This window comes from Megasphaera jansseni (assembly GCF_047974155.1).
GTDB lineage: Bacteria > Bacillota > Negativicutes > Veillonellales > Megasphaeraceae > Megasphaera.
Genome location: NZ_JBHYRR010000028.1, coordinates 17,690 through 43,948, shown reverse-complemented (window position 1 = coordinate 43,948; position 26,259 = coordinate 17,690). Strand labels below are relative to the sequence as shown.

Genomic DNA, 26,259 nt, shown 5'->3' with positions numbered 1-26,259 from the left:
TCTTTCAGAATCTTCTTTTCCAGTGGTTGTAAAGTGATTTGTTCATTGGTGCTGCCACTGTGTAAACAGTATGCCAAAGGAATTCCGTCTCCATCCATTAATAGCCCCATTTCTACAATAGGATTGGGGCGATGCTCTTTGGATGCCCCATATTTACGGAGATTGTCCTCCTGCTCAATTTCAAAGAAAAAATTCGTGCAGTCATAGTATAATACACGGTCATTCCTCTGGGATAACTTTTGCGTGTTGGCATACAACTGAGCTTGGATGTAGTCATCTTCTGTTGCCAAGAACTCCAAGGCACGGTACATCTGGTGTGGCTCGAAAGTCGGCGGCTCAAGGAATCGCCGAGCGAATTCATAAGAACTTTTTTTGGAAGACGGGAATAAGATTCGGGTATAGAGAAGGTAGGATAATATGTTATCTAAGTCATATGTGAATTTATGACGAGAGGAAATCGCTTGACAGATGGCAGGGAGGCCCAACTGATTATATAAGGATTGCAGGAACAAATATCCGCCTAAGAAACACTGCTGTTTATCTTTAGGCAGGTGCTTTGATTGTTTGAAACGAACCACGACCTCGCGCTTTTGCTCTTTTTCTTGTTCGGTAAGCTGCTTGATATATTCTTTAGCCCATGTGATAGGATCATCGTGAGTTTTCTTTAATTCATCGTAGGTGCCGAGTTTTTCAACTACTTTTGAAGAATGCTTGCCGTTGATGTAAGTAGAGCGAATAACATAAAGTGATTTAGCGTTCTTTGATTCTGAGATTTTAAGCCTCATGTCCTATCCCTCCTCACCTTATTATATCACATTACTCAAACATTACTCAATAAAAATCTCTAAAATTTGACGAAAAAAATAGCTATCAATGGCTTGGTTATAGGATTTCTTATTCAATGAAGTAAGGAGCAAGTGTCAAACTTCCGCGGCCTGCGGGCGCTTTAGCGCCCAACCTACTTGCGGAATTGCCTATTCTACGGTAATATAAACGTATACAATACCTTATTATATATATTAGGGAGGCTTTTACTATGGCAGACAATAAAACGTACGCTGTGTTCCAGACGAACCGCGGCGATTTTACGGTAGAACTTTTTGCGGACAAGGCGCCGATTACGGTCGAAAATTTTGTGAATTTGGCAAAGTCCGGTTTTTATGATGGTACGATTTTCCATCGCATCATCGCTGATTTCATGATCCAGGGCGGCGACCCGACGGGTACGGGCTGCGGCGGCTCGAAACAGACGATTCCTGATGAATTCGGTCCGGGCCTTGATTTCAGCGAACCGGGCATCCTGGCTATGGCCAATGCCGGCCCCAATACGGGCAGCTCGCAGTTCTTCGTGACGGTCGTCCCGACGCCGTGGCTCCAGAATCATCATTCCATTTTCGGCAAGGTCGTCAAGGATTATGATGTCGTCGAAGGTATCAGCAAGGTCAAGACTGATTTTTCGGATAAACCCTTGGAAGATGTTGTCCTGAACACGGTAAAAATCGTTACGGAAGAAGCTTAAGGGCTTCATGTTATATTATACGTATATGGTGCGCTGCGCCGACCAGTCGTTATATACGGGCTGGACGCTGGATGTGCCCCGCCGGGTCGCAGCACACAATGACGGCAGAGGGGCTAAGTATACCCGTTCCCGTCGCCCTGTAACCCTGGCCTGGTGCCAGGGTTTTCCTACAAAACACGAGGCCATGTATTGGGAATGGCAGATCAAGCAATGGACGAAAGAGAAAAAGGAGCAGCTCTGCCGTGAACAGCGTTCGGTAACGGATGAGAGAGGATGATTGAAATGAAAGTATGGAAAAAATGGCTGACAACGATCGTGGCCAGCTTATCCCTCTGTGTAGCGCCTGTCGCCATTGCTTCGGCAGCCTCGACGGCGCAGATCCTGCTCTACGGGGCGGCGACGATGGCCCTGGCCAAACAGCAGCTGCTCCAGATGGACAATAACAACCAGAAGCAGATGCTGGCTAATACGCAGGCTAAGACCGGTGTCGTCGACAATGAAGCCTACAGCGACCGCCTGGAAAATATCCAGCGCAATCTCGTGGCGACGGGCCTCATCAAGCGCAATTACGACGTCTATGCCAATCCGTCGAAAGAGTTGAACGCCTTTGAAACGATTGGCGGTGTCATTTCTGTCAACAAAGGGATGCTCGATGCCCTCAACGATGACGAATTGGCCTTTACCATGTGTCATGAAATGCAGCACGGCGAAAAACGCCATGCCATCAACGGCGTCCTCAAGAGTATCGGCATTTCGACGCTCATCGACGTGTCCCTTGGCGGCAATGCCGACGTCCTCGATATCCTCCTGGGCAGTGTGGCTGTCAATTACATCGACAATGAATTCGTCACCATGGACCAGGAAAAACAGGCTGATGCGACGGGGTTCAACGTTTTCAAGAACACGGCCTACAATGTCGGCGGCGCGGCTTCGTCCATGCAGTACGTCTATGAACAGTACGGCGAACTGTGGCAGGAAGGCTTCAAGCGCGTCATCAGCCCGAATAACCATCCTCAGATGTCGAGCCGTATCGAAAAATTGGCCGGCCGCATGACCTTGTGGTCGGGCAATCACGTCCAGGTTGGCGGCAATACGGTCTATGTCAATGCCCAGCCCGTCGTCACGCCGGCTGCAGCCGGGACGTATTCATCGCGGCGCCGGGCGTTCCTGGTAGCAGGCAATCTGGCACGGGCCACGCATGATGTTTACGGCGAAGCGACGAAAGACGACAAGGTCGTTACGGAAACGATGAACAAGAAGCAGCCGTCGTGGAACGTAGCGTCCCGCGGTGACGATGTTTACGTCAATGATTTGCGCATCATGACTTGTGCTGACGGTGACGATCAGCCGGCTATCGTCAAGAATATCCAGTCGGCGCTGGAAGCCAAACCGGCCATGCTGAGCAAGAAGGAAATCCAGAAGAAAGATAAAGATTGGACTCAGAAGTACGGTTATAAGAAAGAAAAGAAGGAGAAGAATGCGTAAACAATTAGCTTTCATCACGGCTCTCATGGCCCTGACCCTGGGTGTCGGCATCTTTGCCGGTGCCCGCCAATCGACGGACTCCCACGGTGTCGATGTGGCTCTGGAAGAAGCGCGGCAGCATGCGACGACCGATAGTGATGATGTGCCGGCGCTGCGGGAAAAACCGCATGTCACCCTTCATTATCCGGCGACGGACCCGGCCGATGCCCATCCCATCCTGCGCTGGAGCCGTGTCGACGGGGCCGTCATGTATGATGTGCAGATCTTGCAGAAAGAAGAGGAAAAAGGCGATGACGGCAAAGTCAGTACGTCGTACGAACCCTTCATGGATGACCAGAAGGCTTATACGACGGGTCTGGAACTGGATTTGCCCGATACCTTCCTGGGGCAGGTCTTTTACTGGCGTGTCCGCGGCCTCGATTTGAAGGGCCGTCCGGTCAGTGAATTCTCGGATATCGAAGAAGCTCATGTCGATATTTTCCAGCCGTTCACGGAAAAGCCGACGCCCTTGTCCTTTTTTAACCAGGGACCGGGCCAGACCCTGCTCTATCCGGTCTATGACTGGATTGCCGTACCGGGAGCGGCTAAGTATGAAGTGGAAATCCTCAACGATTTGCCGGAAGACCCGAACGGCACGGCCCCGTCGATTCATCGCATCGACAGCTATACGCCGCAATATGCCCAGCAGTATGACCAGAAAGCCCGCATGGGCGATAAACCTTTTTACTGGCGCGTCCTGGCTCTGGACGGAGCAGGCAATCCTATCGGCGTTTATTCCGATGCCCTGCCCTTTGAACTGGATCCGGCAGCGGAACAGGGCGTCGTCGCGATCTTTGGTGACAGTATCAGCCACGGTGGCGGCAGTATTTCCTATTCGCCAACGGATTGGGACTTCAGTTATGCGTCGTATCTCATGTTCCCGACGATCAACCTGGCTCAGAGTGGCGATACGAGCGCTATGGGTGTCGAACGCTTCGACCGCGACGTCCTGCCCTTCAAGCCGTCGTATGTCATCATCCTCATCGGCTCTAACAGCCTCCGCGCCGGCGTACCGGCAGGCGAAGTCATCGGCGACTTGCAGACGTTGAAGGAAAAATGCCTGAGCCATGGCATCAAGCCCGTTTTCCTGACCATTCCGCCGCTCAATCCGAGGAACATCAAGGCCGCCTTCGACCAGGATACGGCCGATGATTGGCGCGGTGCCATTGCCGAAGTCAACGACTACATCGATACGCAGGTCCACATCGACATCACACCGGGCATGGCCGACAGCCACGGCGAACTCAAGACCGAACTGGCCCTGGACGGGCTCCATCTCGACCCGCCGGGCAAAAAAATGATGGCCGCCGCCATCAACAACGCCTGGGCCAGCATCACCGAACTGCCCGATAGTGCCTGGGAGTGAGGGAAAGGGCTGACGCCCTTTCCAGTGGTTAGTAAGCGGGCCTTACCCCAGGTTTGTAGGGGCCGCCGCACGAAGGTTTTTGCCATCATGCGAGGCCCCGTTTGCTTTATAGTTTGTAGTACAGAGTTTGTAGTTTGCAGAGAAAACCTTTAAATTTAAAGCCATCCGCTAACAACTAACTGCTAGCCACTAACAACTTTAAAGGGCTTGTCGTCGTGCGACAAGCCCTTTTTTTTACACCTTCTCCAGCAATCGCTTGGCGGTGAACTGGTCGGTGATGAGGACGTTGGCGTAGCCTCCTTTTAAGGCTGCCCGGATGCTGGCGATTTTGCCTTCGCCGCCGGACAGGAGGATGCTGTATTCTTTGTTGCGCAGGTCGTCGAGGGCGATGCCGACCGTGCGGTCGTTCAGTTCCTGGCTGGAAATGTTACCATCTTTATCGAAGAAGCGGGAACAGATATCGCCGACGGCGTGGTTCTTGAGGTACGTCTTTTCCTGGGCATCGGCATAGCCCAGGCGGAAGAACAAGGCATTGTCGCGGACGGTGCCGACGCTGAAAATGGCGATGTTGGCGTTGCGGCCCAGTTCCAGGACGCGCTTGATGTGACGGTCACGGTAGACCATTTCCTTGACTTCTTTGGAATCGAAGAGGACCGGCAGGGGCAGATATTGGGCGATGGTTTCGTAGTTCTTGGCAAACTTTTCCAATATCTCATTAGCAAAGGTTTCACTCGTCGACAAGGTGATGCCCCCTTCGAGCTGGACAATCTGAGCGCCTTTCAGGGGATGGGGGATGAGCTGGTGGGACAGGCTGTGCAGGGTCGTTCCCCAGCCGACACCGATGATGTCCCCGTCCTGGATGATTTCATTGATATAGGCAGCTCCGCGCTGGCCGATATATTTCTTGACTTCTTCTTCGTCTTCGATAGGGGCATTGGCGATGCAGACATCGCGCAGGCCGTAAGCGGCGGCGACTTTTTGGGCCAGCTGGCTCTGGTCTTCGATGGGGTCGAAGATTTCGATGCGCACGAAACCCATGTCCTTGGCGTACTGTAAAAGCCGCGATACTGACGGGCGGGACAGTTGCAGCTCTTTGGCGATTTCAGCCTGACTGAAGCCCGACTGGTAATACAATTTGGCAGCGCTGATGGCTAGTTTATTCTTATCATGTTGCATAGGAATCCGTCCTTAATATAAAGAATATAAAATAATGCAATCCTCTGGCGAAAAAATAGTAGCGAATACGAGTATATTCTCTTTCATTATCGCATTTTTGTTCATGTAAATGCAAGGTAAAATAGAAAAGAAATTCAGAAACAGGACTTTTTATGTATACTATATTTTGCATAAAAATTATAGTCCTACTGGCGGCTATACGCAATGTGAAAATATGTAAATATTTTATTGAAAAAATGTGCTGGCTGATGTATCATGAAATTACGGAAAATCCTCTATGCAGGTAGCGAAAGAAAATACCAGTGTAATTGATGAAAGGAGCAATGTTATTATGCAAGACAAGCAGTATGTCATGGCCCTGGACGCCGGCACCACAAGTAATCGCGCTATTATTTTCGACAATGAATCGCACATCGTCAGCGTCAGCCAGAAAGAATTCACTCAGTATTTCCCCAAACCGGGCTGGGTAGAACACGACGCCAATGAAATTTTCCACAGCATGGTCGAAGTCATGCGCGAAGCCTTGGAACAGGCCAATATGACGGCCAGTGAAATCTCGGCTATCGGCATCACCAATCAGCGTGAAACGACGGTCGTCTGGGATAAGAACACAGGGGATCCGATTTACAATGCCATCGTTTGGCAGTCCCGCCAGACGGCTCCGATTTGTGAAGACCTCAAAGCCCGCGGCTTAGTCGATGAATTCCAGCAAAAGACAGGCCTGGTCATCGATGCCTACTTCTCCGGGACGAAGGTCAAATGGATCCTGGACAACGTCGAAGGCGCCCGGGAAAAAGCCGAAAAAGGCGATCTCCTCTTCGGGACCATCGATTGCTGGCTGGTCTGGAAACTGACTGGCGGCGAAGTCCATATTACCGACTATTCCAACGCATCCCGTACACTTATGTTCAATATCAAAGAACTGAAGTGGGATGACCAGCTTCTTGAATATTTAACCGTTCCTAAATGCATGCTCCCGGAAGTACGCCCGTCCAGCGAAGTCTATGGCTGCACGGATCCGGCTATCCTCGGCGGCCCGGTCAACATTGCCGGTATCGCCGGTGACCAGCAGGCAGCCCTCTTCGGCCAGACCTGTTATGAACCGGGCATGGCTAAGAATACCTACGGGACAGGCTGCTTCATGCTCATGAACACGGGCACGACGCCGATTCCTTCCAAAAATGGCCTGGTCACGACCATCGCCTGGGGCCTCGACGGCAAAGTCGAATATGCCCTGGAAGGTTCTATCTTCGTCGCCGGTTCGGCTATCCAGTGGCTCCGCGACGGTCTGCGCCTCATCGATACGGCTCCTGATTCGGAATGGGTCGCTAAACGCGTTCCCGATTCGGACGGCGTCTATGTTGTACCGGCTTTCGTCGGCCTCGGCGCTCCTTACTGGGATATGGATGCCCGCGGCCTGATCATCGGTATCACGCGCGGCACCAAGAAGTCTCACATCGTCCGTGCAACTCTCGATTCCATGGCTTACCAGACGAAAGACGTCCTCGGTGCTATGGAAGCGGACTCTGGCATCAAGCTGGCTGCCCTCAAAGTCGACGGCGGCGCTGTTGCCAACAATATGCTCATGCAGTTCCAGGCCGATATCCTCGGCGTTCCTGTCGATCGTCCGCAGGTCATTGAAACGACGGCTCTCGGTGCCGCTTATCTGGCTGGCCTGGCTGTTGGCGTCTGGGATTCCAAAGAAGACCTTGTATCGAGCTGGAAACTTCAGCATCGTTTTGAACCGACCATGGATCCTGAAAAAGCAGCAGGATATTACAAAGGCTGGCGCAAAGCTGTCAAACACGCTATGCACTGGCTCAGTGATGAAGACTAAGAGAGAGGTGCTAGCATCATGATGTTTGACAACTTATTAGGAGAATTTCTTGGGACGATGGTCCTCATCGTCTTCGGGGCCGGCGTTTGCGCCTGCAACACGCTGACCAAATCGAAAGGCCAGAACGGCGGCTGGATTTGCATCACCGCAGCATGGGGTTTCGCCGTAACCCTCGGCGTTTACACGGCAACGACCTTAGGCGCTCCTCAGGGCGACCTGAACCCGGCCGTTACCTTGGGTAAGACCATGATCGGGATTTACAGCGTCCCCCAGTTCTTCGCTACGTCCATCGCTCAGATCCTGGGCGGTATCCTCGGCGCAGCTATCGTCTGGCTGGCTTACTTGCCGCATTGGGCTGAAACGGAAGATAAATCGGCGAAACTCGGTATCTTCTGTACGGCTCCGGCTATCCGCAACTATCCGGCCAACTTCCTTTGCGAATTCATTGCGACGTTCTTCCTGATGTTCATCATCTGGATGATTTTCTCCAATAAAGTCGGTGCCATTCCTCCCGGAGTCGGCCCGTATATCGTCGGTATCCTCATCTGGGCTCTGGGCATGAGCCTTGGCGGACCCACTGGATACGCCATGAACCCTGCTCGAGACCTGGGTCCGCGTATTGCCCATGCTATCCTGCCGATTGCTGGTAAAGGCGGCTCGGACTGGGCTTATGCCTGGGTACCTGTCTTTGGCCCGCTGGCTGGTGCTTTTGCAGCCTATGTCGTAGCCATGGCATTGAATGTCTTCTAATATTTTTCGTTCGTCGTTCCTTGTTCATCGTTCATCGTGACGGATTGTTGTTTTTTAATCTCATACGACGAACGATGAACGACCTACGACGAACGACATAGGCGCTGTCTTCATGACAGCGCCTATGCTTTACCCTAAATTACAAATTTGCTTATTTATTTTGAACAAAATTTCATACTTAATTAAAGGTAATATTCCTATGTTTTTGCATGAAAAAATAGTATAAGTCAGCTATGTGAAAATATGTAAAAATACTATTGCAATTATTTTCACAAACGGATATAATAAGGGCATCAAAGATAGTGATACTTGGTATTTAGAGAGAAAGAGGTTGTGAACATGACAAAACAAGCAGATGTCGTCGTAATTGGCGGCGGTATTACCGGCACAGCCATTTTGCACGAATTGGCAAAGTACAATCTTCGTGCAGTCCTGGTTGAACAGGAACCGGAACTGGCTGCCGGCACGACAAAGGCCAACAGTGCCATCCTTCACGCAGGTTTCGATGCACCTACGGGCAGCATGAAAGCCCGCATGAATGTCGCAGGCAATGCAATGTATCATGAATTGAAAGACGAATTGGATCTGGACATCCGCTGGTCTGGCTCGTATGTAGCCGCTATCGATGATGAACAGATGGCCGTCCTCAAGGAACTCCTCGAACGGGGCAATGCCAATGGCGTTCCCGGATTGAAAATCGTCAGCGGCGATGAAATGCGCAAGGAGGAACCGAATGTCAGCAAGGACATCAAAGGCGCACTTTGGGCTCCGACAGCCGGTATCTGCTGGCCCTTCGGCCTGGCCCTGGCTTTTGCTGAAAATGCTGTCATCAACGGCGCTGAAGTCATCCGTGAATGTCAAGTCACGGGCATTACCGTAGAAAACGGCGCCGTCAAAGCCGTTGAAACGGACAAGGGTACTATCGAAACGAAATACGTCATCAATGCCGCCGGCGTCCATGCCGACGAAATCAGCCGCCTGGCCGGGGATGATACCTTTAAGATCCATCCGCGCCGCGGCGAATACATCCTCTTTGATAAAACGGCTCAGAAAGACCTCGTTTACTCGCCGATTTTCCCGACTCCGACGAAAATGGGCAAAGGCATCCTGGTCTGCGCGACGACACATGGCAACGTCTTCGTCGGCCCGAATGCCCAGGATATGCCGGATGAAGAAAAAGATGATACGGCAGTTACCATTCCGGGCATGGATGAAATCCTGGACAAAGCCCGCCGTCTGGTACCGAACATCCCTGTCGGCGCTACGATTACTGAATTTGCCGGCGTCCGCGCCGTATCCAGCACGGGCGACTTTATCCTCGGCCCGTCGGAAAAGACGAAAGGCCTCATCCAGGCTGCCGGCATCCAGTCTCCTGGCCTGACTTCGGCTCCGGCTATTGCCAAGTACCTCGTCGATGGCATCGTCGCTGAAACTGGCGCTGCCGCCAAGACGGACTACAAGAAAGGCCGCCCGGCTCAGCCCTGCTTCCGCATGATGGCTGAAGCTGATCAGAAAGCACTCATCGCGAAAGACCCCCGTTATGGCCGCGTCATCTGTCGTTGCGAAACGATTACGGAAGGGGAAATCGTCGATGCTATCCATCGCCCCGTCGGTGCCCGCACGGTTGACGGTGTCAAACGCCGCACGCGTGCCGGCATGGGCCGCTGCCAGGGTGGCTTCTGCGGACCTCGTGTTACACAGATTTTGTCCCGTGAATTGAACATCCCCGTTACGGAAGTACGGAAAGAAATGCGTAATTCTTACATGTTCTACAATAAAGAAAGCGGAGGTAAAGCATAATGGGTGAACAACTTTATGATATTATCATCGTTGGCGGCGGCCCGGCAGGCTTATCCGCTGCCTACAGCGCTTGGCAGAACGGCGCTAAAAAAATCCTCGTCCTTGAACGTGACCGCGAAGCTGGCGGTATCCTCCAGCAGTGTATCCACAACGGCTTCGGCCTCCATCATTTCAAAGAAGAACTGACCGGCCCGGGCTATGCACAGCGCTGCTATGACCTGGTCAAGGATAAACCGGAAATCGAAATCCTCGTCGACACCATGGTCCTCAGCGTCAATCCCGACAAGACGGTTACGGCCGTCAGCCCGGCTCACGGCCTGATGAAAGTCCAGGGCAAGACAATCATCCTTACCATGGGCTGCCGTGAACGTACACGCGGTGCCATCCGCATCCCGGGCTATCGTCCGGCTGGCGTCTTCACGGCCGGCGCAGCTCAGCGCATGGTCAACATGGAAGGCTATCTGCCTGGCAAGAAAATCGTCATCCTCGGCAGCGGCGATATCGGCCTCATCATGGCCCGCCGTATGACCCTGGAAGGCTGTAAAGTCCAGGCTGTCCTGGAAATCTGCCCCTTCTCGAACGGCTTGACCCGTAATATGGTACAATGTTTATACGACTATGATATTCCTTTGTATCTGTCGCATACCATCACGGCCATCCACGGCAAAGACCGGGTCAACGGCATTACGGCAGCCAAAGTCGACGACCATATGAAACCCATTCCGGGCACGGAATTCGATATCGACTGCGATACGCTGCTCTTGTCCGTCGGCCTGATTCCGGAAAATGAATTATCCCGCGGCTTGGGACTGGCTATGCATCCGCTCACCAATGGTCCGATTGTCGACCAGCACCGTGAAACGAGCATCCCCGGCATCTTTGCAGCCGGCAACGTCGTTCACGTCCATGATTTGGTAGACTTCGTATCGGAAGAAGCTGAAATCGCCGGCAAATACGCTGCCCTCAAAGCTCAGGAACAGCTGCCGGAAGACGTAGCCGATGTCAAAGTCGAAGCTATCGACGAAGTCCGCACCTGCGTCCCCCAGCACGTCCGTGCTACGGCAGAAGGCGAAACCATCCGTTTGTTCATGCGTGTCCGCAAACCGATGAAGAAAGTCCGCCTCACTGTCAAGAGCGGTGACGATACGCTGCTGACGAAAGTCCTCCCCGTCGCCAAACCGAGTGAAATGATCGCCGTCAACGTACCGGCTGAAAAAGCCAAAGGCCATCATGCGGATTGGACCGTTTCCGTAAAGGAGGAAGCATAACATGAGTGTAGAAACGAAACAACTGAACTGCATCAACTGCCCGCTGGGCTGCCTGCTTACTGTTACCCTGGAAGACGGTAAAGTTACGAAAGTTACGGGCAATACCTGCCCGCGCGGTGAAAAATATGCCCATCAGGAATTGACGGACCCGCAGCGCATGCTGACCTCGACGGTCCGCATCGAAGGCGGCGAACTGCCGCTCCTGCCGGTCGTATCCAAGACGACCCTGCCGAAAGGCAAAATCCTCGACTGTGCAGCCGCCCTGCGCAGCGTCGAAGTCAAAGCTCCGGTCCATACAGGCGACGTCGTCGTCAAAGATATCCTGGGCCTCGGCGTAGATATCGTGGCCAGCCGCGATATGGGCAAAGAATAAGCATCGGTACCAATATTCCCTCTTACATATACTGAAAAAGGCGCTGTCGCATGAAGACAGCGCCTTTTTTGGCAGTCAGGGGCTAGCGGCTAGCCGCTAACAGCTAACTGCTAACTGCTAAAAGGGGCTGTCGCACGAAGGTTTTTGCCATCATGCGAGGCCCCTTCAACTTAAAAGTTTTTCGTTCGTAGTTCATCGTTCATCGCGATGGATTGATATTTTTAATCCCATACGACAAACGATGAACGACCTACGATCAACGTAAAAAGAGGCTGTCTTAATGCGACAGCCTCTTTTTCATGTATTGGTTGGAGGATGGTCTATTTATTTTGTTTTCTGCTGGATGAAGCCCGGCGTCGTGAGGTAACGGTCGCCGTTATCCGGCAGGAAGGCTACGATGGTCTTGCCGGCGTTTTCCGGACGTTTGGCAACTTCCGATGCGGCATAGAGGGCAGCACCGCCGGAGATACCGATGAGGAGGCCTTCGGATTCGGTGAATTTCTGAGCCGTTTCATAAGCCTGTTCGGTCGTGACCGTGAAGACTTCGTCGTAAATCTTGGTGTCCAGTGTTTCCGGGACGAAGTTTGCGCCGATGCCCTGGAGTTTGTGCGGGCCTGCATGGCCTTCGGAGAGGAGCGGCGAATCTTTCGGTTCGATAGCGATGATCTGGACGGACGGTTTCTTTTCTTTGAGGTACTGGCCGACGCCGGAGAGCGTGCCGCCTGTGCCGACACCGGCTAAGAAGATGTCGACAGCGCCGTCTGTATCTTTATAGATTTCCGGGCCTGTCGTCAAGCGATGGATTTCCGGATTGACCGGGTTGGTGAACTGGCCGGGAATGAAGGAATCCGGGATTTCTTTGGCCAATTCGTTGGCTTTGTCGACAGCGCCTTTCATGCCGGTCTTGCCCGGTGTGAGGACGATTTCAGCGCCATAAGCGGAAATAAGGTTGCGGCGTTCGATAGACATGGTTTCCGGCATGGTGAAGATGGCGCGGTAGCCTTTGGCAGCAGCGACGGCAGCCAGGCCGATGCCGGTATTGCCGCTGGTCGGTTCGATGATGACCGAGCCTTTTTTGAGGATACCTTTCTTTTCAGCGTCTTCGATCATGGCTTTGGCGATACGGTCTTTGGCAGAGCCGGCCGGGTTGAAAGCATCGAGTTTGACCAAAAGGTTGGCAGCTACGCCAGCGGCGCTGTTGTAACGTTCCGGTTTCAATAACGGTGTGTTGCCGATCAACTGTAACATAGATGTGTAGATTTTGCTCATGAGAATCTCTCCTTTTCCTATGATTCATCCCCCGATGAATGCAAAAATATGTTGAAGTATAATAAGGTATACCAAATGGGTATAGATTTTATGTACACCTGCACGGGAATTTTTTATTTTCGTACAGGGTGACAGCGAAGGTTATTATTTCAATGGCCGCATCTTGCCGGCGCAGCGTTCGTCATGCTGCTGGTCCATCATTTCGATGCGGCGCTGCAGGATGGCTACCTGATGCTGCAGTGCGACGATCTGGTCTTCGATGGGGTCGGGCAGGCGGTTGTGGTTGAGATCGACATCGCGTTCACTGTGGCTGGCTTTGATGCGTTTGCCCTGCTGAACGACGACGCGGCCCGGGATGCCGACGACTGTTGAGTACGGCGGCACTTCTTTGAGGACGACGGAACCGGCGCCGATTTTTGCGCCTTCACCGACGGTAAAGGAACCGAGGACTTTGGCGCCGCAGGCGACGACGACGTAGTCTCCGATGGTCGGATGGCGTTTGCCTTTTTCCTTACCCGTCCCGCCGAGGGTGACACCCTGGTAGAGGGACACGTTGTTGCCGATGACCGTCGTTTCTCCGATGACGATGCCCATGCCATGGTCGATGAACAGGCCTTCGCCAATCTGGGCGCCGGGATGGATCTCAATGCCCGTGAAGAAGCGGGAAATCGTGGAAATGAGGCGTGCCGTGACGAACCACTGATGCTTGTAGAAGAAGTGGGCCAGGCGATGGGCCCAGATGGCATGAAGGCCGGAATAGCAGAGCAAGACTTCCAGCGTGTTCTTAGCGGCTGGATCGCGGTCCTTGATGACGCGAATGTCGTTGCGAAGTGATTTGAACATGGCGTAGCGCCCTCCTGTGTCGTAAAAAAGTAAATAAAAAAAGACCTGCCGTCATACAGAGACGGTGGTCCGTGGTTCCACTCTGATTGCAGTCTTTTGACTGCCACTCAATACCCGTAACGGCGGCAACCGGGATGACCTACTTACGTTCAATCATCCTGCTCCCAAAGGCATTCCATCACATTCAACTTCGATAGGGGCTTTCAGCCGGTGGCCCTTACTCTCTGTGCCGTTATCCTGTGTGTACTTGTTTTGGTCATTGCATTTTTGTTTTCGTGTTGAACACATGATACCCCTTCACAGGTCGTTTGTCAATAGAAAAATTGTAAAAAGATGACAAAATTGGTATCTTATTCAAAAAGGGCGATAGAATCACGTTCTTTATATATCCATATAAGGGCTTTTAAGGGCTTTGCCGTTTTTCGTTCATCGTTCGTCGTAACCAGGGCTTTTGTTTTTTTCGACCTACGACGAACGGCCTGCGATGAACGATGTTTTCATAAAGACTCATTATTTTGATTAAATTTGTCTGCATACAATATCCATGTTTAGTAGACATGAGTTGTATTCTCTACAATCAATCGTAGAATGTAAAGCAAAATGAGCTTAATATGATATAAAGTAATTTTAAAAATCTAAAAATATCATTACAAAAACACATCCTTTAGCGTGGTTAAACGAAATATATGGCGAAAACAAGCCATTTTACTGAAAGCGTTATTGATAGAAAGCATGGAACACTAAAAGAACACCATATTAGTAATGAATGGACATATAACAAAAATGCATAGGCAGCCATTCAAGGTTTCTCATTTTGTATTACTCAATTTTCTATGCTTATTGCACTTTGCGCATGAAATGGTATACTTATGTTAAATACTTTACTTCATAGTATTCGTTGTAGTTGTGATTTATAAGTAAAGAGGTGTGAAAATGGAAAAGACAGAATTGTATGAAACATTCCAGAAAGGGTTGACCGGCGTCAACGGCGAAAGTTATATCGCCAAAAAAGCAGACGTTGCTGCAACTCTCACCAAAATTTTCCAGGACAAGGACACACATGAAGTTGCCCTCGTTGAAACGCCGCTCCTGAAAGAAATCGGCGCTGTAGACGCATTGAAAGCCGCAGGCATCAAAGTGGATACGGATCACTTCCGCAAGAATGCCCCGGACGACAAAGGCGGCGTCACCGAAGCTGATTACGGCATCGCTAACTTAGGCTCCATTGTCCAGATGAAGGACGACATCGACTGTCGTATCGTTGAAACGGTATCGGACGTCTATGTCGGCATCGTCAAACTTTCTAAGATCGTTGATACTTTCGATGACATGATCGACATCATGGCCGAAACGAAACCGTTCCCGAAATTCGCTGGTATCATCACCGGCCCGAGCCGGACAGCTGATATCGAATGTGTCGGTACTGTAGGGGTTCATGGCCCGCGTCAGTATTCGGTCATCGTCGTAGAAGATGCGTAAGGGAGGGAACAGCACATGTCTAACGAATTACTGAAGCAAGAAATCGAGCGCGCCATGGATAATGCGCCTTTGCAGAAGGCGTTAAAGAAATTTACGACGGCCTATCCTGGCAACCGTGCGAAAGTTTACAAAGGATATGACTTCGAAGCACTCCGTGATAAAGTCCATGAAGTCAAATCCTATGCTCGTGACCATCTGGATGAAGTCATGGCCGAATTCATCAAGAATGCCGAAGCCAACGGGGCTCACGTATTCGTCGCCCATTCGACCGATGAAGCTATGGACTATGCTTTGAAACTGGCGAAAGACAACAACGTCAAACTTTGCGTTAAATCGAAATCCATGGCATCCGAAGAAATGCACTTCAACCAGAATTATGAAAAAGCTGGTATCACAGCACAGGAAACGGACTTGGGTGAATTCATCAACTCCATCGCTGGGGATACGCCGTCCCACATGGTTATGCCGGCTATTCATTATTCTAAAGAAGATGTCGCTGACCTCTTTGAATCGTATACGAAGAAACCGGAAGAACCGGTCATCGCAAAAGAAGTCGTCACATCCCGTAAAGTCATGCGTCCGAAATTCCTCAGCGCTGAAATGGGGGTTTCCGGTGCTAACGTCGCTGTCGCTGAAACGGGGACAGTCATTACCATGACGAATGAAGGCAACGGCCGTATGGTCGCAACCCTTCCGAAAACGCACTTATACATCTTTGGTATTGAAAAATTCGTCGCTAAGATGAGCGATATCCGCTACATCTTCAAGGTACTGCCTCGTAATGGTACAGCCCAGAATATCACGGCATACCTCTCCTTCTATACGGGCGCTACGAAAGTCGTTACGGATCCGGAAAAGGATACCAAGGAAGACAAGAACTTCCATATGATCATCCTCGATACGCCGGAACGCCGTAAGATCATGGCCAGTGAAGATTACAAAGATATCTTCTGCTGCATCCGCTGCGCAGCCTGCCTGAATGTATGTCCGGCCTTCCGCCTCGTCGGCGGCCACGTATATGGCGGCAAGATTTACACCGGCGGTATCGGCACCCTGCTCACGAGCTTCCTGACGAGCCGTGATCGTGGTAAAGATATCCAGAACATCTGTCTCCAGTGCGGTACGTGTAACACGGTCTGCGGCGGCAAACTCGATATTGCCGGCATGATCCTCAAACTCCGTACCCAGTACGCACAGCAGGATGGCCTCAATCCGGTCCATAAATTCTGCCTCGATACGGTTGCTGACCGTCATCTCTTCCACTCCATGCTGCGTATCGCTTCGGTCGCTCAGGGCATGATCACCAAAGGTCAGCCGATGATCCGTCATCTGCCGATGTTCTTGTCCGGTCTGACAGCAGGCCGCAGCCTGCCGAGCATTGCTCCGCAGCCGTTCCGCGACATCCTGCCGACGATCAAACAGGACGTTCCCAACCCGAAAGGTAAGATTGCTATCTTTACAGGCTGCCTGCTCGACTTCGTCTATGTCGACATCGCAACGGACGTCGTCAAAGCCCTCAACATGATTGGCTATATCGTAGAAATGCCGCTTGGCCAGGCTTGCTGCGGTGCTCCGGCTACCTACATGGGCGATGCTGAAAACGCTAAGAAAGCAGCTGAATTGAACTTGAACGCTATGGAAGCTGAAAAATACGATTACATCGTATCGGCTTGCCCGACTTGTACGCATGCACTTCGCGATTACGTCGACTTCTTCAAGGACGATCCGGAAATGCTCAAGAAAGCAGAAGAACTCCGCAGCAAGACTTTCGACTTCTGCAAACTCGTTTCCATGCTCGGCGGCTTGCCGGATACTGGCGATGGCGTACCGATGAAGGTCACCTATCACGATTCCTGCCACTTGAACCGTTACCTCGGCGTTACCAAGGAACAGCGTGAACTCTTGAAAGCTACCAAGGGCGTCGAACTCATCGAAATGCACGACTGCGATAAATGCTGCGGCTTCGGTGGTTCTTACTCCGTTAAATTCCCTGAAATGTCGGCTCCGATCCTCGAAGAAAAGATTAACAACATCGTCGCTTCTGGCGCAGATGTCGTCGCTGTCGACTGCCCGGGCTGCTTGCTCCAGATCCGTGGCGGCCTCGATGCTCGCGGCTTGAACAATATTCAGGTTAAACACACAGCACAGATCGTCGTTGAAAAACGCGAAAAAAAATAGGCAATAACGTTGGCCGGAAAGGTAAATAGAGCATGATGATAAAACAGACACTCTTAGAAAACAGCGCCCGGAAGTTTATGCCCAAATTGTTTGCCGGTATCAGCGATGACCAGGTCCGCAGAGTGAAAGAGTATATAAAATTATATACGCAGCATCCCTTCGAAGGTACGGCCACTGGCGCCGTCCTCGATGATGCAGCCTCTTCGCAGGGGAAGATGATACGTCCCCGCCTGGTACTGATGGCCGGCTCGTTCGGAACAGACCGCGACGATGTGCGGGAGCGGTTGTATAAACTGGCGGCCGTAGTGGAAATGACCCATCTGGCCTCACTGATTCATGACGATGTTGTCGACGATGCACCGGTCCGGCGCGGCAAGCCGTCGGTGCAGAGCAAGTACGGGAAGAACGCAGCCGTCTATGCCGGCGATTTCCTGATGAGCCGCATCACCTTCTACTTGATGCGCGAGGGATTGAACCGGGCAGGCATGGTCATCGCCCAGGCTGTAGAGGAAATGTGTGCCGGCGAAATCGGCCAGGCCATGTGCCGCTACAAAGAGGACGTCACCATTGACCAATACCTGCAGAACATCCACGGCAAGACCGTCGCCCTGTTCCGCGCCTGCTGCCGCATCGGCGCGATGGAAAGCGGCTGTGATGAACGGGTATCGCGGATGCTCGAGTCCTTCGGCGAATGTCTGGGATTTATGTTCCAGATGCGCGACGATCTCCTCGACTTCGTACCCGATAGTTCGATGATTGGCAAGAAAGCCCACCAGGATTTCCGCGAAGGGATCTACACCCTGCCGGTCCTCCTGGCACGGGAACAGCCCGGCGGCCGCCGGCTCCTCCATCCCTATATGGAACGGAGCGCCGAAGGGACGCTGACCCATGCGGATATCTGCCGCATGGAAGAAATCGTCGCCGCCCTGGGCGGCATGGAAGGCGCCTGGAATCAGATCCACACCTACCAGAAACGGGCCGAAGAGATCCTCGAAGCCCTGCCGTCGAGTGACATTTCCCTGCAGCTCGGCAAGATTGTACGTAAGCTGGGGGCCGTGTGAATGGAACAGCAACGTTGTTTGACGCCTAAGCTGGCCGTTCGCCTGGCTGCACCGCACACCTGGCTGGCTTCTGTGTATCCCGCCGTATTCGGTGAACTGTATTGCCTCCTGAAAGGCTACCCCTTGACGGGGACGCTGGCCATCACCCTCTTTTGGGCCTGCGTCTTCATGCAGTCCGCCGTCAATACGCTGAATGATTATTTTGATTTTGTAAAAGGCACGGACACTGCCGACGACAACGTCGAAGTTAGCGACGCCGTCCTGGTATACGAAAACATCAAGCCTGGACAGGCATTGGCCCTGGGCCTTGGTTACTTAGCCGTAGCCGGACTCCTGGCTTTGCCGGCACTGGTCACAGCCGGACCGGCGCCGCTGATCATCGGCGTCATCGGAGCCATCGCCGTATGGACCTATTCCGGTGGTATCCTGCCGATATCCTATCTGCCGATTGGCGAGTTCGTTTCGGGCTTCGTCATGGGCGGCCTCATCCCCATGGGAATCGTCGCCGCCGTAAGCAGTGCCTTCGATTTTTCCGTTTTGCCTGCTGCCCTGCCCTTCATCATCAGTATCGGTCTCATCATGATGACCAACAATACGAGTGATATCGAAAAGGACAGGCAGGCCAAGCGCCGGACCTTACCGGCACTTCTGGGAAGGACTAAGGCTGTCCGCCTGTACCGGGCTGCCGTATGGCTCTGGATGGCACTCATCTGCATCCTGCCCGTATGGTATACCGGCTGGTGGGGCCTCATCAGCCCGGCTTTCTTCATCGTGGTTGCCCGACATACCTTTGTCAATCTGCTTCGTTCGCCCCTGGAACCGCAGGGGCGGGTGAAACAGATGAAAGGCATCATCGCTGCCAATCTCTTTGGCAACGGGGCCTATCTGTTAGCACTCGCGATGGTCCTCTTCGGAGGTGGTACTTTTGGCTGAACTCTCAAAACGGGAGAAGGTATATCATGTATTCCAGCAGATTTCCCAGACCTATGACCGCGCCAACGGGCGCATCAGTCTCGGCATGGAAAGCCGTTGGAAAGACTGCCTCATCGAAGCTGTCTGTGAGCAGGCAGCGAAGGGCAGCCGTGTCCTGGATGTGTGCAGTGGCACTGGGGACATCGCTATTTCCCTGGCAGCGCACCGGCCGGATCTCAAGGTCACAGGCCTCGATTTTTCGTCGGCGATGCTCGACGTAGCCCGCAAAAAAGGCGCGCCGCTTGCTAACGTTACCTGGCAGGAAGGTGATGCCATGAACCTGCCTTTTGAGGATAATACCTTTTCGGCAGCCTGTATCTCCTTCGGGCTTCGCAACACATCGGACTACCTGCGCGTCCTGCAGGAAATGACCCGCGTCGTCGTTCCCGGCGGCTGGGTATATTGTCTCGACTCCTTTGTCCCCGATTCTCTGGTCATCCGGCCCTTTTATTCGGTGTACTTCCGGTATGTCATGCCCTTCCTGGGCGGCGGCTTCCGCCATCGGCAGGAATACACCTGGCTGTGGCAGTCGACGCAGGATTTTCTCAGGAAGAAGGAGCTCCTGGACTTGTTTGGACAAGCCGGATTGATTGACAGGCAGATGAAAAGCCGCTTATTTGGGGCCTGCGTGCTCCACAAGGGGAAGAAGCCTGCGGTCGAATGAAGGATTATGAAAAAGGACTTACATTACGTTACGATAGATACGAACGGAAATTAAGATAGCAAACCGTATGGTTAAGGAGGGTAAGAACATGAGTAGTGAAGAAAAATTTGATGCCATCGTGGTTGGCGGCGGTTTAGCTGGTTCTGCTGCAGCCTTGACAATGGCCAGAGCTGGTTTGGATGTTATGATGGTGGAGCGCGGTAAATTCTGCGGTTCCAAGAACTCCAGCGGCGGCCGTCTCTATGGACACAGCTTGGAAAAACTGATTCCGAATTTCGCAGCAGAAGCTCCGATTGAACGTAAGATCACGCAGGAACGCCTGTCGCTCATGACAGAAGGCGGCGCACTGAGCTTCCAGTATGGTTCGGATAAACTGGAAAACCTCAAATATCCGTCCTACTCGGTACTGCGTTCTAAATTCGATAAATGGTTGGCCGATAAAGCCGAAGAAGCCGGCGTCATGCTGACAGAAGGCTTCCTCGTCGATGAACTGGTCGTCGAAGACGGCAAGGTCATCGGTGTCATGACGGGCGGCGAAGAATTCGACGCTGATGTCGTCATCCTGGCAGATGGCGTCAACTCCCTGCTGGCACAGCAGATCGGCATGAAGAAAGAACTGGAACAGAAAGACGTTGCAGTCGGCGTCAAAGAAGTCATCGAACTCGGTGAAGACGTCATCAACGAACGCTTCGGTTTGAGCGGCGACGACGGCGCAGCCTGGATGATGGCTGGCGATCCGACGGGCGGCAACCTCGGCGGCGGCTTCATTTACACCAATAAAGACAGCCTGTCCCTGGGCATCGTTACGACCATCAGCGATATCGGCCGCGTCGATGTCAGCGTACCGGACATGGTTGAACGCATGAAAGCTCATCCGGCTATTGCTCCCTTCATCAAAGGCGGGAAACTGAAAGAATATTCGGCTCACCTCGTTACCGAAGGCGGCCTCAAGATGATGCCGGAACTCGTCCGTGACGGCGTCCTCGTCGCTGGCGATGCAGCCGCTATGGTCGTCAACCTGGGCTATACCGTCCGCGGCATGGACCTGGCTATCGAATCGGGCCGTCTGGCTGGCGAAGCCGTCATCAAAGCGAAGAACCGCAACGACTTCTCGGCTGAAAGCCTCTCGGTTTACAAGACCTTGTTAGAAGAAAGCTTCATCATGAAGCTCATGAAACAGTATCAGAACCTGCCGGGCCTCTTGGAAGATCACATTATCTTCAACGATTTCCCGAAGATGGCCGACGAATTTGCCGGCATGGTCTACAAAGTAGACGGCGGCGCACCGGTCGCTCTGCCCATGATTGCTCTGACAGTTTTGGCAAACAACGGCGGCTTGGCTAATCTCTTCGATTTAGGTAAGAAAGCTTGGGAGGCGATGTAAGATGGCAAAGATGAGTGTAGACGATAAACTGGGTTTCGATAAGTTCGTGACCGATGAACACGAATCTCATATCCAGATCAACGAAGATTATCATGACGAAGCAGAAATCAAACGCTTAGTCATGGCATGTCCGGCTAACCTGTATCACTATGATGACGGCAAACTGGTCTTCAGTCATGAAGGCTGCCTCGAATGTGGTACGTGCCGCGTCATTTCCGGCGGCAAAGGCGTTAAGAGCTGGAAACATCCGAAAGGCGCTATGGGCGTAGAATTCCATCAGGGCTGATCCAAAGCCTCTGCAAAGGACTGTCGCACAATCACTGTGCGGCAGTCTTTTTATTTAGGGACTGGCAGTTAGGGATTAGGGGTTAGTGTCTGAAAAACGCTATCAGACACTAACTGCTAACCGCTAAGGGCTAACTGCTGCGGCACCGTTGGTGCCGCAACATGTACACGGGCGGCGCATATATGGTATAATAAAAAGTATGCAATAGCGATCAATCAACCGATAAGGAGGTTTATTATATGAGCATACAGATTACCTTTCTGAATCACAGCGGCTTTGCCGTCGAGACGGATTCCAAGGTGCTGGTCTTTGATTACTACAAGGATCCATCGGGAACGGTCAAGGCTTACAGCCAGGTCGGCAGGAAGCCGTTGTGGTTCTTTGTCAGCCATTGGCATGAAGACCATTTCAACCGCAGCATCGGTCAGTTTGGCGGTGCCCAGTACATCGTCAATGAAGACGTGCGCCTCAAGGATATCCCGGCAGACCGGTTCCATGCCATGAAGTTGTACGAAACGCTGCCTTTAGGTGATACGACCGTGACTCAGTACGGCTCGACCGATGAAGGCGGGTCTTTCCTGGTGGAAACGGACGGCTTGAAGATTTTCCATGCCGGAGACTTGAACTGGTGGCATTGGCTCGGCGATACGGATGAAAACAATGCCGAAGCCAAGGGCAACTTTGACCGGGAAATGAAACACCTTGCCGGGAAGACCGTCGACATCGTCTTTTTCCCTGTCGACGCCCGCCTGGAAGGCGCCCGCGAATGGGGCGTCACGGGCTTCCTGAAAGACGTTTCGGTCACGAAATGCCTCATCCCCATGCATTATTTCGGTACGCCCTGGACGCCGTCGGCGGCTTTTAAACAGGCCTATCCGGACGTGCCCTTGTGGATTCCCCAGCATGATGGCGACGACGTCGTCATCGGCGGGCAGTAAGGAGGTATTATGGCAAGTAATACACACGGGGGCAGACGCAGCCAGATTGCCAATTATATCCTGATTACGGCGGCAGTTCTCCTGCTTCTGGCGTACCCCTTCCAAGACTTTTTTGTTGGCGGACTGCTGACCCATCTGGCTGGCGCGGCCCTCATCGGCGGCCTGGCAGACTGGTATGCGGTAACGGCCCTGTTCCGCCGGCCTCTGGGCATTTCCTTCAAGACGGCCCTCATCCCGAATAGTAAGGAACGCATTGCCGAAATGGCCCGGCATATGATCGAATATGAAATCCTGACCGTTTCCAATATGTACAACGTCCTCAAACATCATCCCATCCTGGGCGCGACATTGGATTATCTCCATACGGAAAAGGGCTTCCAGTCGGCAGAACGCGTCTTCGGTCAGATTCTCAATACGTTCTTGTATACCATCGATATGAAGACCGTCGTCAAGGCTTTTGCCGGCATCGGCGGCCAGGCTATCGAGAAGGTCGACCTGGCACCGATCATGAGCAAGGCCATCAAGATCGGCCTGCGCGGTGAATCGGGGAAGGATTTCCTCGATTTCATGATCCTCAACCTGGAAGACCTCGTGCGCAGCGAAACGATGAAGCGCTATGTCGGTGAAATCTACGAAGCTTCCCTGCGCCAGTACGCCAAGCATAATATCTTCCTCGGCTGGGCTATCAAGGCGGCTTTGAAGATGGAAGTCTTCCAGCCGGACCACGTCGCCGGCCTTTTGCAGACGAAATGCCTGGATCTTTTAGCCGAAGCCAAGGAAGACAATTCCCTCCAGCGCCAGCAGGCCCTGCGCTATTTGTGGAAACAGACGGAAAAAATCGAATTCAACGACGAATGGCGCCAGCGCATCGACAGCTATAAGAACCGCATGTACAACAGCCTGGTCACGCGGCCGGATACGAAAGAAGCCTGGCAGCGCTACGTCCAGGACCCGGAACGGCAGAAGCGGGTCTGCAAGGTTGCAGCTAACTACGTCATCAATAAACTGGAATCGTGGCGCCAGAGCCCGGACCAGGTGGAACACATGAACCGCCAGGCCCTGGCCTTTGTGGCCCGTGAATTGAAGCGCCTCCAGGTCTGGTTCGGCAAGACAGCGGAACAGGAAATCCTGAAATACGACGGCAACTACCTGGCAGAACAGTTGGAAAACAGTGTCTGGTATGACCTGCAGATGATCCGCGTCAACGGTTCGCTCGTCGGCGCCATCCTGGGTGCCGTCATTTACCTGGTCATGTACGCCGTGAAGGGAGGGGCTATCTTATGACATACAGACAGCGTGCCAATACGATTTTAGGCCTGTCTTTCGTCTGCTTCATCGCCATTTTCCTCTGGTGGTATACGCATGACGTCTCGGTCTGGGAAGAACTGCTGTTCTTCGTCATCCAATCGGCCCTCATCGGCAGCATTGCCGACTGGTTCGCCGTTACGGCGCTCTTTGAAAAGCCCTTGGGCTTCCCGTATCATACGGAACTGCTCTATCGTCATCGCGACCAAATCATCGACAGCATGACCAAAATCATTTCCGAAAAGCTGCTCCAGCCGAATATGTGGCAGGATAAGCTCTATCAGATTTCCTTCATCGACAAGCTCGTCGGCTGGCTGCGCGGCCCGAACGGCCGGGAAAAGTTCCGCAGCGTCCTCTATGAAGTAGCTCAGCGGGCTTACCGCTACGCCCAGAAGGGCGGGACTCAGGCATCCATTGCCTCGCATATCCGCAAGTACCTGAAACAGCAGCCTCTGGTCAGCTTTTTCCAGGACCGCCTCATTTCCCTCCTGGAAGATCCGAACAGCAACATGTTCAATGATGCCATCGGCCTGGTGCGGGAACTGGTCAACAGCGATGACTTCGACAGTCTCCTGGAAAAACTCATCCTCCAGTGGCGCGAAGAATCGCAGCATTCATCCATGTCCAGCATTACCCTGACCAAGGTCCTGGGCATTGTCGATACCCATAAGATCGCCCGTGACATCAAGCTGGGCATCGTCGAATGGCTCGACCAGTGGGAACATGCCGAAGGGGAGCAGCGCGAATGGCTGTGCCGCAAACTGGAACTCTTCCTTTATTCGATGAACGGCCAGCTGGCCTTTGGGGTCCAGAACTGGCAGGACCAGTTCGTCGACTCCCTGCCCATCGAGCAGTGGCTGACGGCGACGCAGAACTCGGCCAAGGACTATTTCACCAAAGGAGACCAGGGCAAGGAAGAACTGAAGGATTTATTGGAAGAACAGTTCATCCATTACCTGGAATACTGCCGGTCCTATCCGGAAATCAAAGACTGGCTCGATGAACAGATACGCCGGGCCTGCAACGTCATCCTGGAACACGAACACTCGCTCATCGCCGTCGCTGTCCGCGACGTCTTGTCGGGCTTCGACAAGAAGCGGTTCAACCAGTTCCTGGAAAGCAAGGTCGGCGAAGACCTGGCCTGGATCCGTATCAACGGGGCCATCGTCGGCGCATCCATCGGTATCTGTGTCTTCGGTTTTTTGAAATTGTACCAGTTCACGATCGTACCGCTCCTGCGGGGCCTCGTGCTGTAGTGGAGGAAAAGGGGCTGTCGCATGTGTGACAGTCCCTTTTTTGTAGGGGCTCGCACGTGGCGAGCCCGCTCACGCCAAGTGGTGATAACGGGATTCCTGTATATGCTGACGGGCGCCCCACGTGGGCGCCCCTACTTCATCCATTGGCAGGCCGCCTGGCCCCTGCGAACGTCTATACGCGTCAAAAATACGCTGTTTCGTGATATATCGGACGGCTTGAGACGAATCTGGTGATATAATAAACTTGTAGAATACTCGTTTATTGAAGGGGGCGTCATGATGGTACGAATTGCAATTTGTGATGATTTACAGGAACAGTTGGACCTCATTGAAAAAGCCGTCCAACAGTATTTCCGCGATAAAAAGGAACCGATAGAAGTTTTTGCCTGTAATAATGCCATGGATTTTGTCGATGCTTTTGAAAAGAAAGGGAATTTCGATATCGTCCTGCTGGATATCTGCATGCCCGGCCTGCTGGGGACGGACATTGCCGCCGAGATGCGCAAACAGAAGAGCCGGGCCGAAATCGTCTTCTTGTCGACGAGTGAGGAATTCGCCGTCGAAGCTTTTGCCGTCCGGGCCGCCCATTACCTGGTCAAGCCCTTTACGCAGAAAGAGTTCGACCAGGCCATGGACCGGGTCATGGAAAGCATCCGCCAGCGCCACAGCGGCAAGATGATCTTCCGCCTCGTCGGCGGTGGTATCCAGGTCGAGGAAATCAATGCTATCCTCTATGTTGAAAGCAATGGCCACATCCAGCAGGTCTACACGGCAGACCACTCGGTACTGGAAACGCGGCAGTCCCTGGCGAGCCTTTTGGATACGCTGGAGGCTATGGCACCGGGCCAGTTCGTATCGCCCGGGAAAGGCTACATCGTCAATCAGTCGGCAATCCGCGTTATCAAGAGCGATTACATCGAGATCCAGGGCCATAAGATTCCTCTGGCCAAGCGGAAATACCGTCAGTTCCAGGAAAGTTATTTGAAATTTATCTTCGGGCAGGAGGCCTGA

24 protein-coding genes and 1 other annotated feature are annotated in these 26,259 nt (G+C 52.6%); of the genes, 20 read left to right on the top strand and 4 right to left on the bottom strand.

Features of this window, described 5'->3' with window-relative positions:
* The coding region (locus ACE418_RS10635; protein ID WP_458575135.1) for an IS1634 family transposase at positions 1-785 on the bottom strand (785 nt) is incomplete at its 3' end.
* 251 nt (positions 786-1,036) lie between these two features.
* Here ACE418_RS10635 and ACE418_RS10630 point away from each other — a divergent pair.
* From ACE418_RS10630 to ACE418_RS10615, 4 genes are read left to right on the top strand one after another with little or no spacing between them, the layout of a single operon-like run.
* Positions 1,037-1,519 carry a peptidylprolyl isomerase gene (locus tag ACE418_RS10630; protein WP_416450588.1) on the top strand — a complete coding sequence of 161 codons (483 nt, stop codon included), beginning with the start codon at positions 1,037-1,039 and terminating at the stop codon, positions 1,517-1,519.
* A gap of 7 nt (positions 1,520-1,526) precedes the next feature.
* On the top strand, positions 1,527-1,796 hold the full coding sequence (locus ACE418_RS10625) for a GIY-YIG nuclease family protein (RefSeq protein ID WP_416450587.1): 270 nt from the start codon (positions 1,527-1,529) through the stop codon (positions 1,794-1,796).
* 5 nt (positions 1,797-1,801) lie between these two features.
* The gene (locus tag ACE418_RS10620) at positions 1,802-3,004 is read left to right on the top strand and encodes a M48 family metallopeptidase (protein ID WP_416450586.1); all 1,203 of its coding nucleotides are present in this window, start codon (positions 1,802-1,804) and stop codon (positions 3,002-3,004) included.
* A complete protein-coding gene (locus tag ACE418_RS10615; protein ID WP_416450585.1) occupies positions 2,997-4,409 on the top strand; it encodes a GDSL-type esterase/lipase family protein in 1,413 nt (470 codons plus the stop codon). The genes ACE418_RS10620 and ACE418_RS10615 overlap by 8 nt, the downstream gene beginning before the upstream one ends.
* A gap of 234 nt (positions 4,410-4,643) precedes the next feature.
* Here the strand turns inward: ACE418_RS10615 and ACE418_RS10610 are convergent, their stop codons facing one another.
* Positions 4,644-5,585: a sugar-binding transcriptional regulator gene (locus tag ACE418_RS10610; RefSeq protein ID WP_416450584.1), complete on the bottom strand. Its 942-nt coding sequence runs from the start codon at positions 5,583-5,585 to the stop codon at positions 4,644-4,646.
* A 331-nt stretch (positions 5,586-5,916) separates the two neighbouring features.
* Between ACE418_RS10610 and glpK the strand changes: the two genes are divergently transcribed.
* The 5 genes from glpK to ACE418_RS10585 all read left to right on the top strand — a co-directional run bounded on the left by glpK (position 5,917) and on the right by ACE418_RS10585 (position 11,613).
* The gene (glpK, locus tag ACE418_RS10605) at positions 5,917-7,422 is read left to right on the top strand and encodes a glycerol kinase GlpK (RefSeq protein WP_416450583.1); all 1,506 of its coding nucleotides are present in this window, start codon (positions 5,917-5,919) and stop codon (positions 7,420-7,422) included.
* Positions 7,423-7,440: 18 nt separating this feature from the next.
* Positions 7,441-8,172 (top strand): MIP/aquaporin family protein, encoded by a 732-nt coding sequence (locus ACE418_RS10600; RefSeq protein WP_416450582.1) that lies wholly within the window; start codon positions 7,441-7,443, stop codon positions 8,170-8,172.
* Positions 8,173-8,511: 339 nt separating this feature from the next.
* On the top strand, positions 8,512-9,972 hold the full coding sequence (locus tag ACE418_RS10595) for an NAD(P)/FAD-dependent oxidoreductase (RefSeq protein ID WP_416450581.1): 1,461 nt from the start codon (positions 8,512-8,514) through the stop codon (positions 9,970-9,972).
* A complete protein-coding gene (locus tag ACE418_RS10590) occupies positions 9,972-11,240 on the top strand; it encodes an NAD(P)/FAD-dependent oxidoreductase (RefSeq protein ID WP_292262464.1) in 1,269 nt (422 codons plus the stop codon). The genes ACE418_RS10595 and ACE418_RS10590 overlap by 1 nt, the downstream gene beginning before the upstream one ends.
* 1 nt (position 11,241) lies before the next feature.
* On the top strand, positions 11,242-11,613 hold the full coding sequence (locus tag ACE418_RS10585) for a DUF1667 domain-containing protein (protein WP_416450580.1): 372 nt from the start codon (positions 11,242-11,244) through the stop codon (positions 11,611-11,613).
* 324 nt (positions 11,614-11,937) lie between these two features.
* Here the strand turns inward: ACE418_RS10585 and cysK are convergent, their stop codons facing one another.
* Positions 11,938-12,882, bottom strand: coding sequence for a cysteine synthase A (gene cysK / locus ACE418_RS10580; RefSeq protein ID WP_416450579.1), 945 nt, complete (start codon positions 12,880-12,882; stop codon positions 11,938-11,940).
* A 144-nt stretch (positions 12,883-13,026) separates the two neighbouring features.
* The gene (gene cysE / locus ACE418_RS10575) at positions 13,027-13,725 is read right to left on the bottom strand and encodes a serine O-acetyltransferase (RefSeq protein WP_416450578.1); all 699 of its coding nucleotides are present in this window, start codon (positions 13,723-13,725) and stop codon (positions 13,027-13,029) included.
* A 54-nt stretch (positions 13,726-13,779) separates the two neighbouring features.
* Positions 13,780-13,994: a binding site (T-box leader), on the bottom strand.
* Between the two features lie 664 nt (positions 13,995-14,658).
* Here cysE and ACE418_RS10570 point away from each other — a divergent pair.
* From ACE418_RS10570 to ACE418_RS10520, 11 genes are all read left to right on the top strand, one after another.
* Positions 14,659-15,204: a LutC/YkgG family protein gene (locus tag ACE418_RS10570; RefSeq protein ID WP_416450577.1), complete on the top strand. Its 546-nt coding sequence runs from the start codon at positions 14,659-14,661 to the stop codon at positions 15,202-15,204.
* Positions 15,205-15,219: 15 nt separating this feature from the next.
* Positions 15,220-17,382: an L-lactate dehydrogenase (quinone) large subunit LdhH gene (ldhH, locus tag ACE418_RS10565; RefSeq protein WP_416450576.1), complete on the top strand. Its 2,163-nt coding sequence runs from the start codon at positions 15,220-15,222 to the stop codon at positions 17,380-17,382.
* Between the two features lie 32 nt (positions 17,383-17,414).
* A complete protein-coding gene (locus ACE418_RS10560) occupies positions 17,415-18,443 on the top strand; it encodes a polyprenyl synthetase family protein (RefSeq protein ID WP_416450575.1) in 1,029 nt (342 codons plus the stop codon).
* Positions 18,444-19,376 (top strand): prenyltransferase, encoded by a 933-nt coding sequence (locus ACE418_RS10555; RefSeq protein ID WP_416450574.1) that lies wholly within the window; start codon positions 18,444-18,446, stop codon positions 19,374-19,376.
* Positions 19,369-20,079: a ubiquinone/menaquinone biosynthesis methyltransferase gene (locus ACE418_RS10550; protein ID WP_416450573.1), complete on the top strand. Its 711-nt coding sequence runs from the start codon at positions 19,369-19,371 to the stop codon at positions 20,077-20,079. The genes ACE418_RS10555 and ACE418_RS10550 overlap by 8 nt, the downstream gene beginning before the upstream one ends.
* 88 nt (positions 20,080-20,167) lie before the next feature.
* Positions 20,168-21,463, top strand: coding sequence for an FAD-dependent oxidoreductase (locus ACE418_RS10545; protein WP_416450572.1), 1,296 nt, complete (start codon positions 20,168-20,170; stop codon positions 21,461-21,463).
* Position 21,464: 1 nt separating this feature from the next.
* Positions 21,465-21,749, top strand: a complete 285-nt coding sequence (locus ACE418_RS10540) for a ferredoxin family protein (RefSeq protein ID WP_020311420.1) — start codon at positions 21,465-21,467, stop codon at positions 21,747-21,749.
* Positions 21,750-21,988: 239 nt separating this feature from the next.
* Positions 21,989-22,687 carry an MBL fold metallo-hydrolase gene (locus ACE418_RS10535; RefSeq protein WP_416450571.1) on the top strand — a complete coding sequence of 233 codons (699 nt, stop codon included), beginning with the start codon at positions 21,989-21,991 and terminating at the stop codon, positions 22,685-22,687.
* A gap of 9 nt (positions 22,688-22,696) precedes the next feature.
* Positions 22,697-23,971: a DUF445 domain-containing protein gene (locus ACE418_RS10530; RefSeq protein ID WP_292300345.1), complete on the top strand. Its 1,275-nt coding sequence runs from the start codon at positions 22,697-22,699 to the stop codon at positions 23,969-23,971.
* Positions 23,968-25,248: a DUF445 domain-containing protein gene (locus ACE418_RS10525; protein ID WP_416450570.1), complete on the top strand. Its 1,281-nt coding sequence runs from the start codon at positions 23,968-23,970 to the stop codon at positions 25,246-25,248. Before ACE418_RS10530 ends, ACE418_RS10525 begins: the two co-directional genes overlap by 4 nt.
* Before the next feature lie 276 nt (positions 25,249-25,524).
* A complete protein-coding gene (locus ACE418_RS10520; protein WP_416450569.1) occupies positions 25,525-26,259 on the top strand; it encodes a LytR/AlgR family response regulator transcription factor in 735 nt (244 codons plus the stop codon).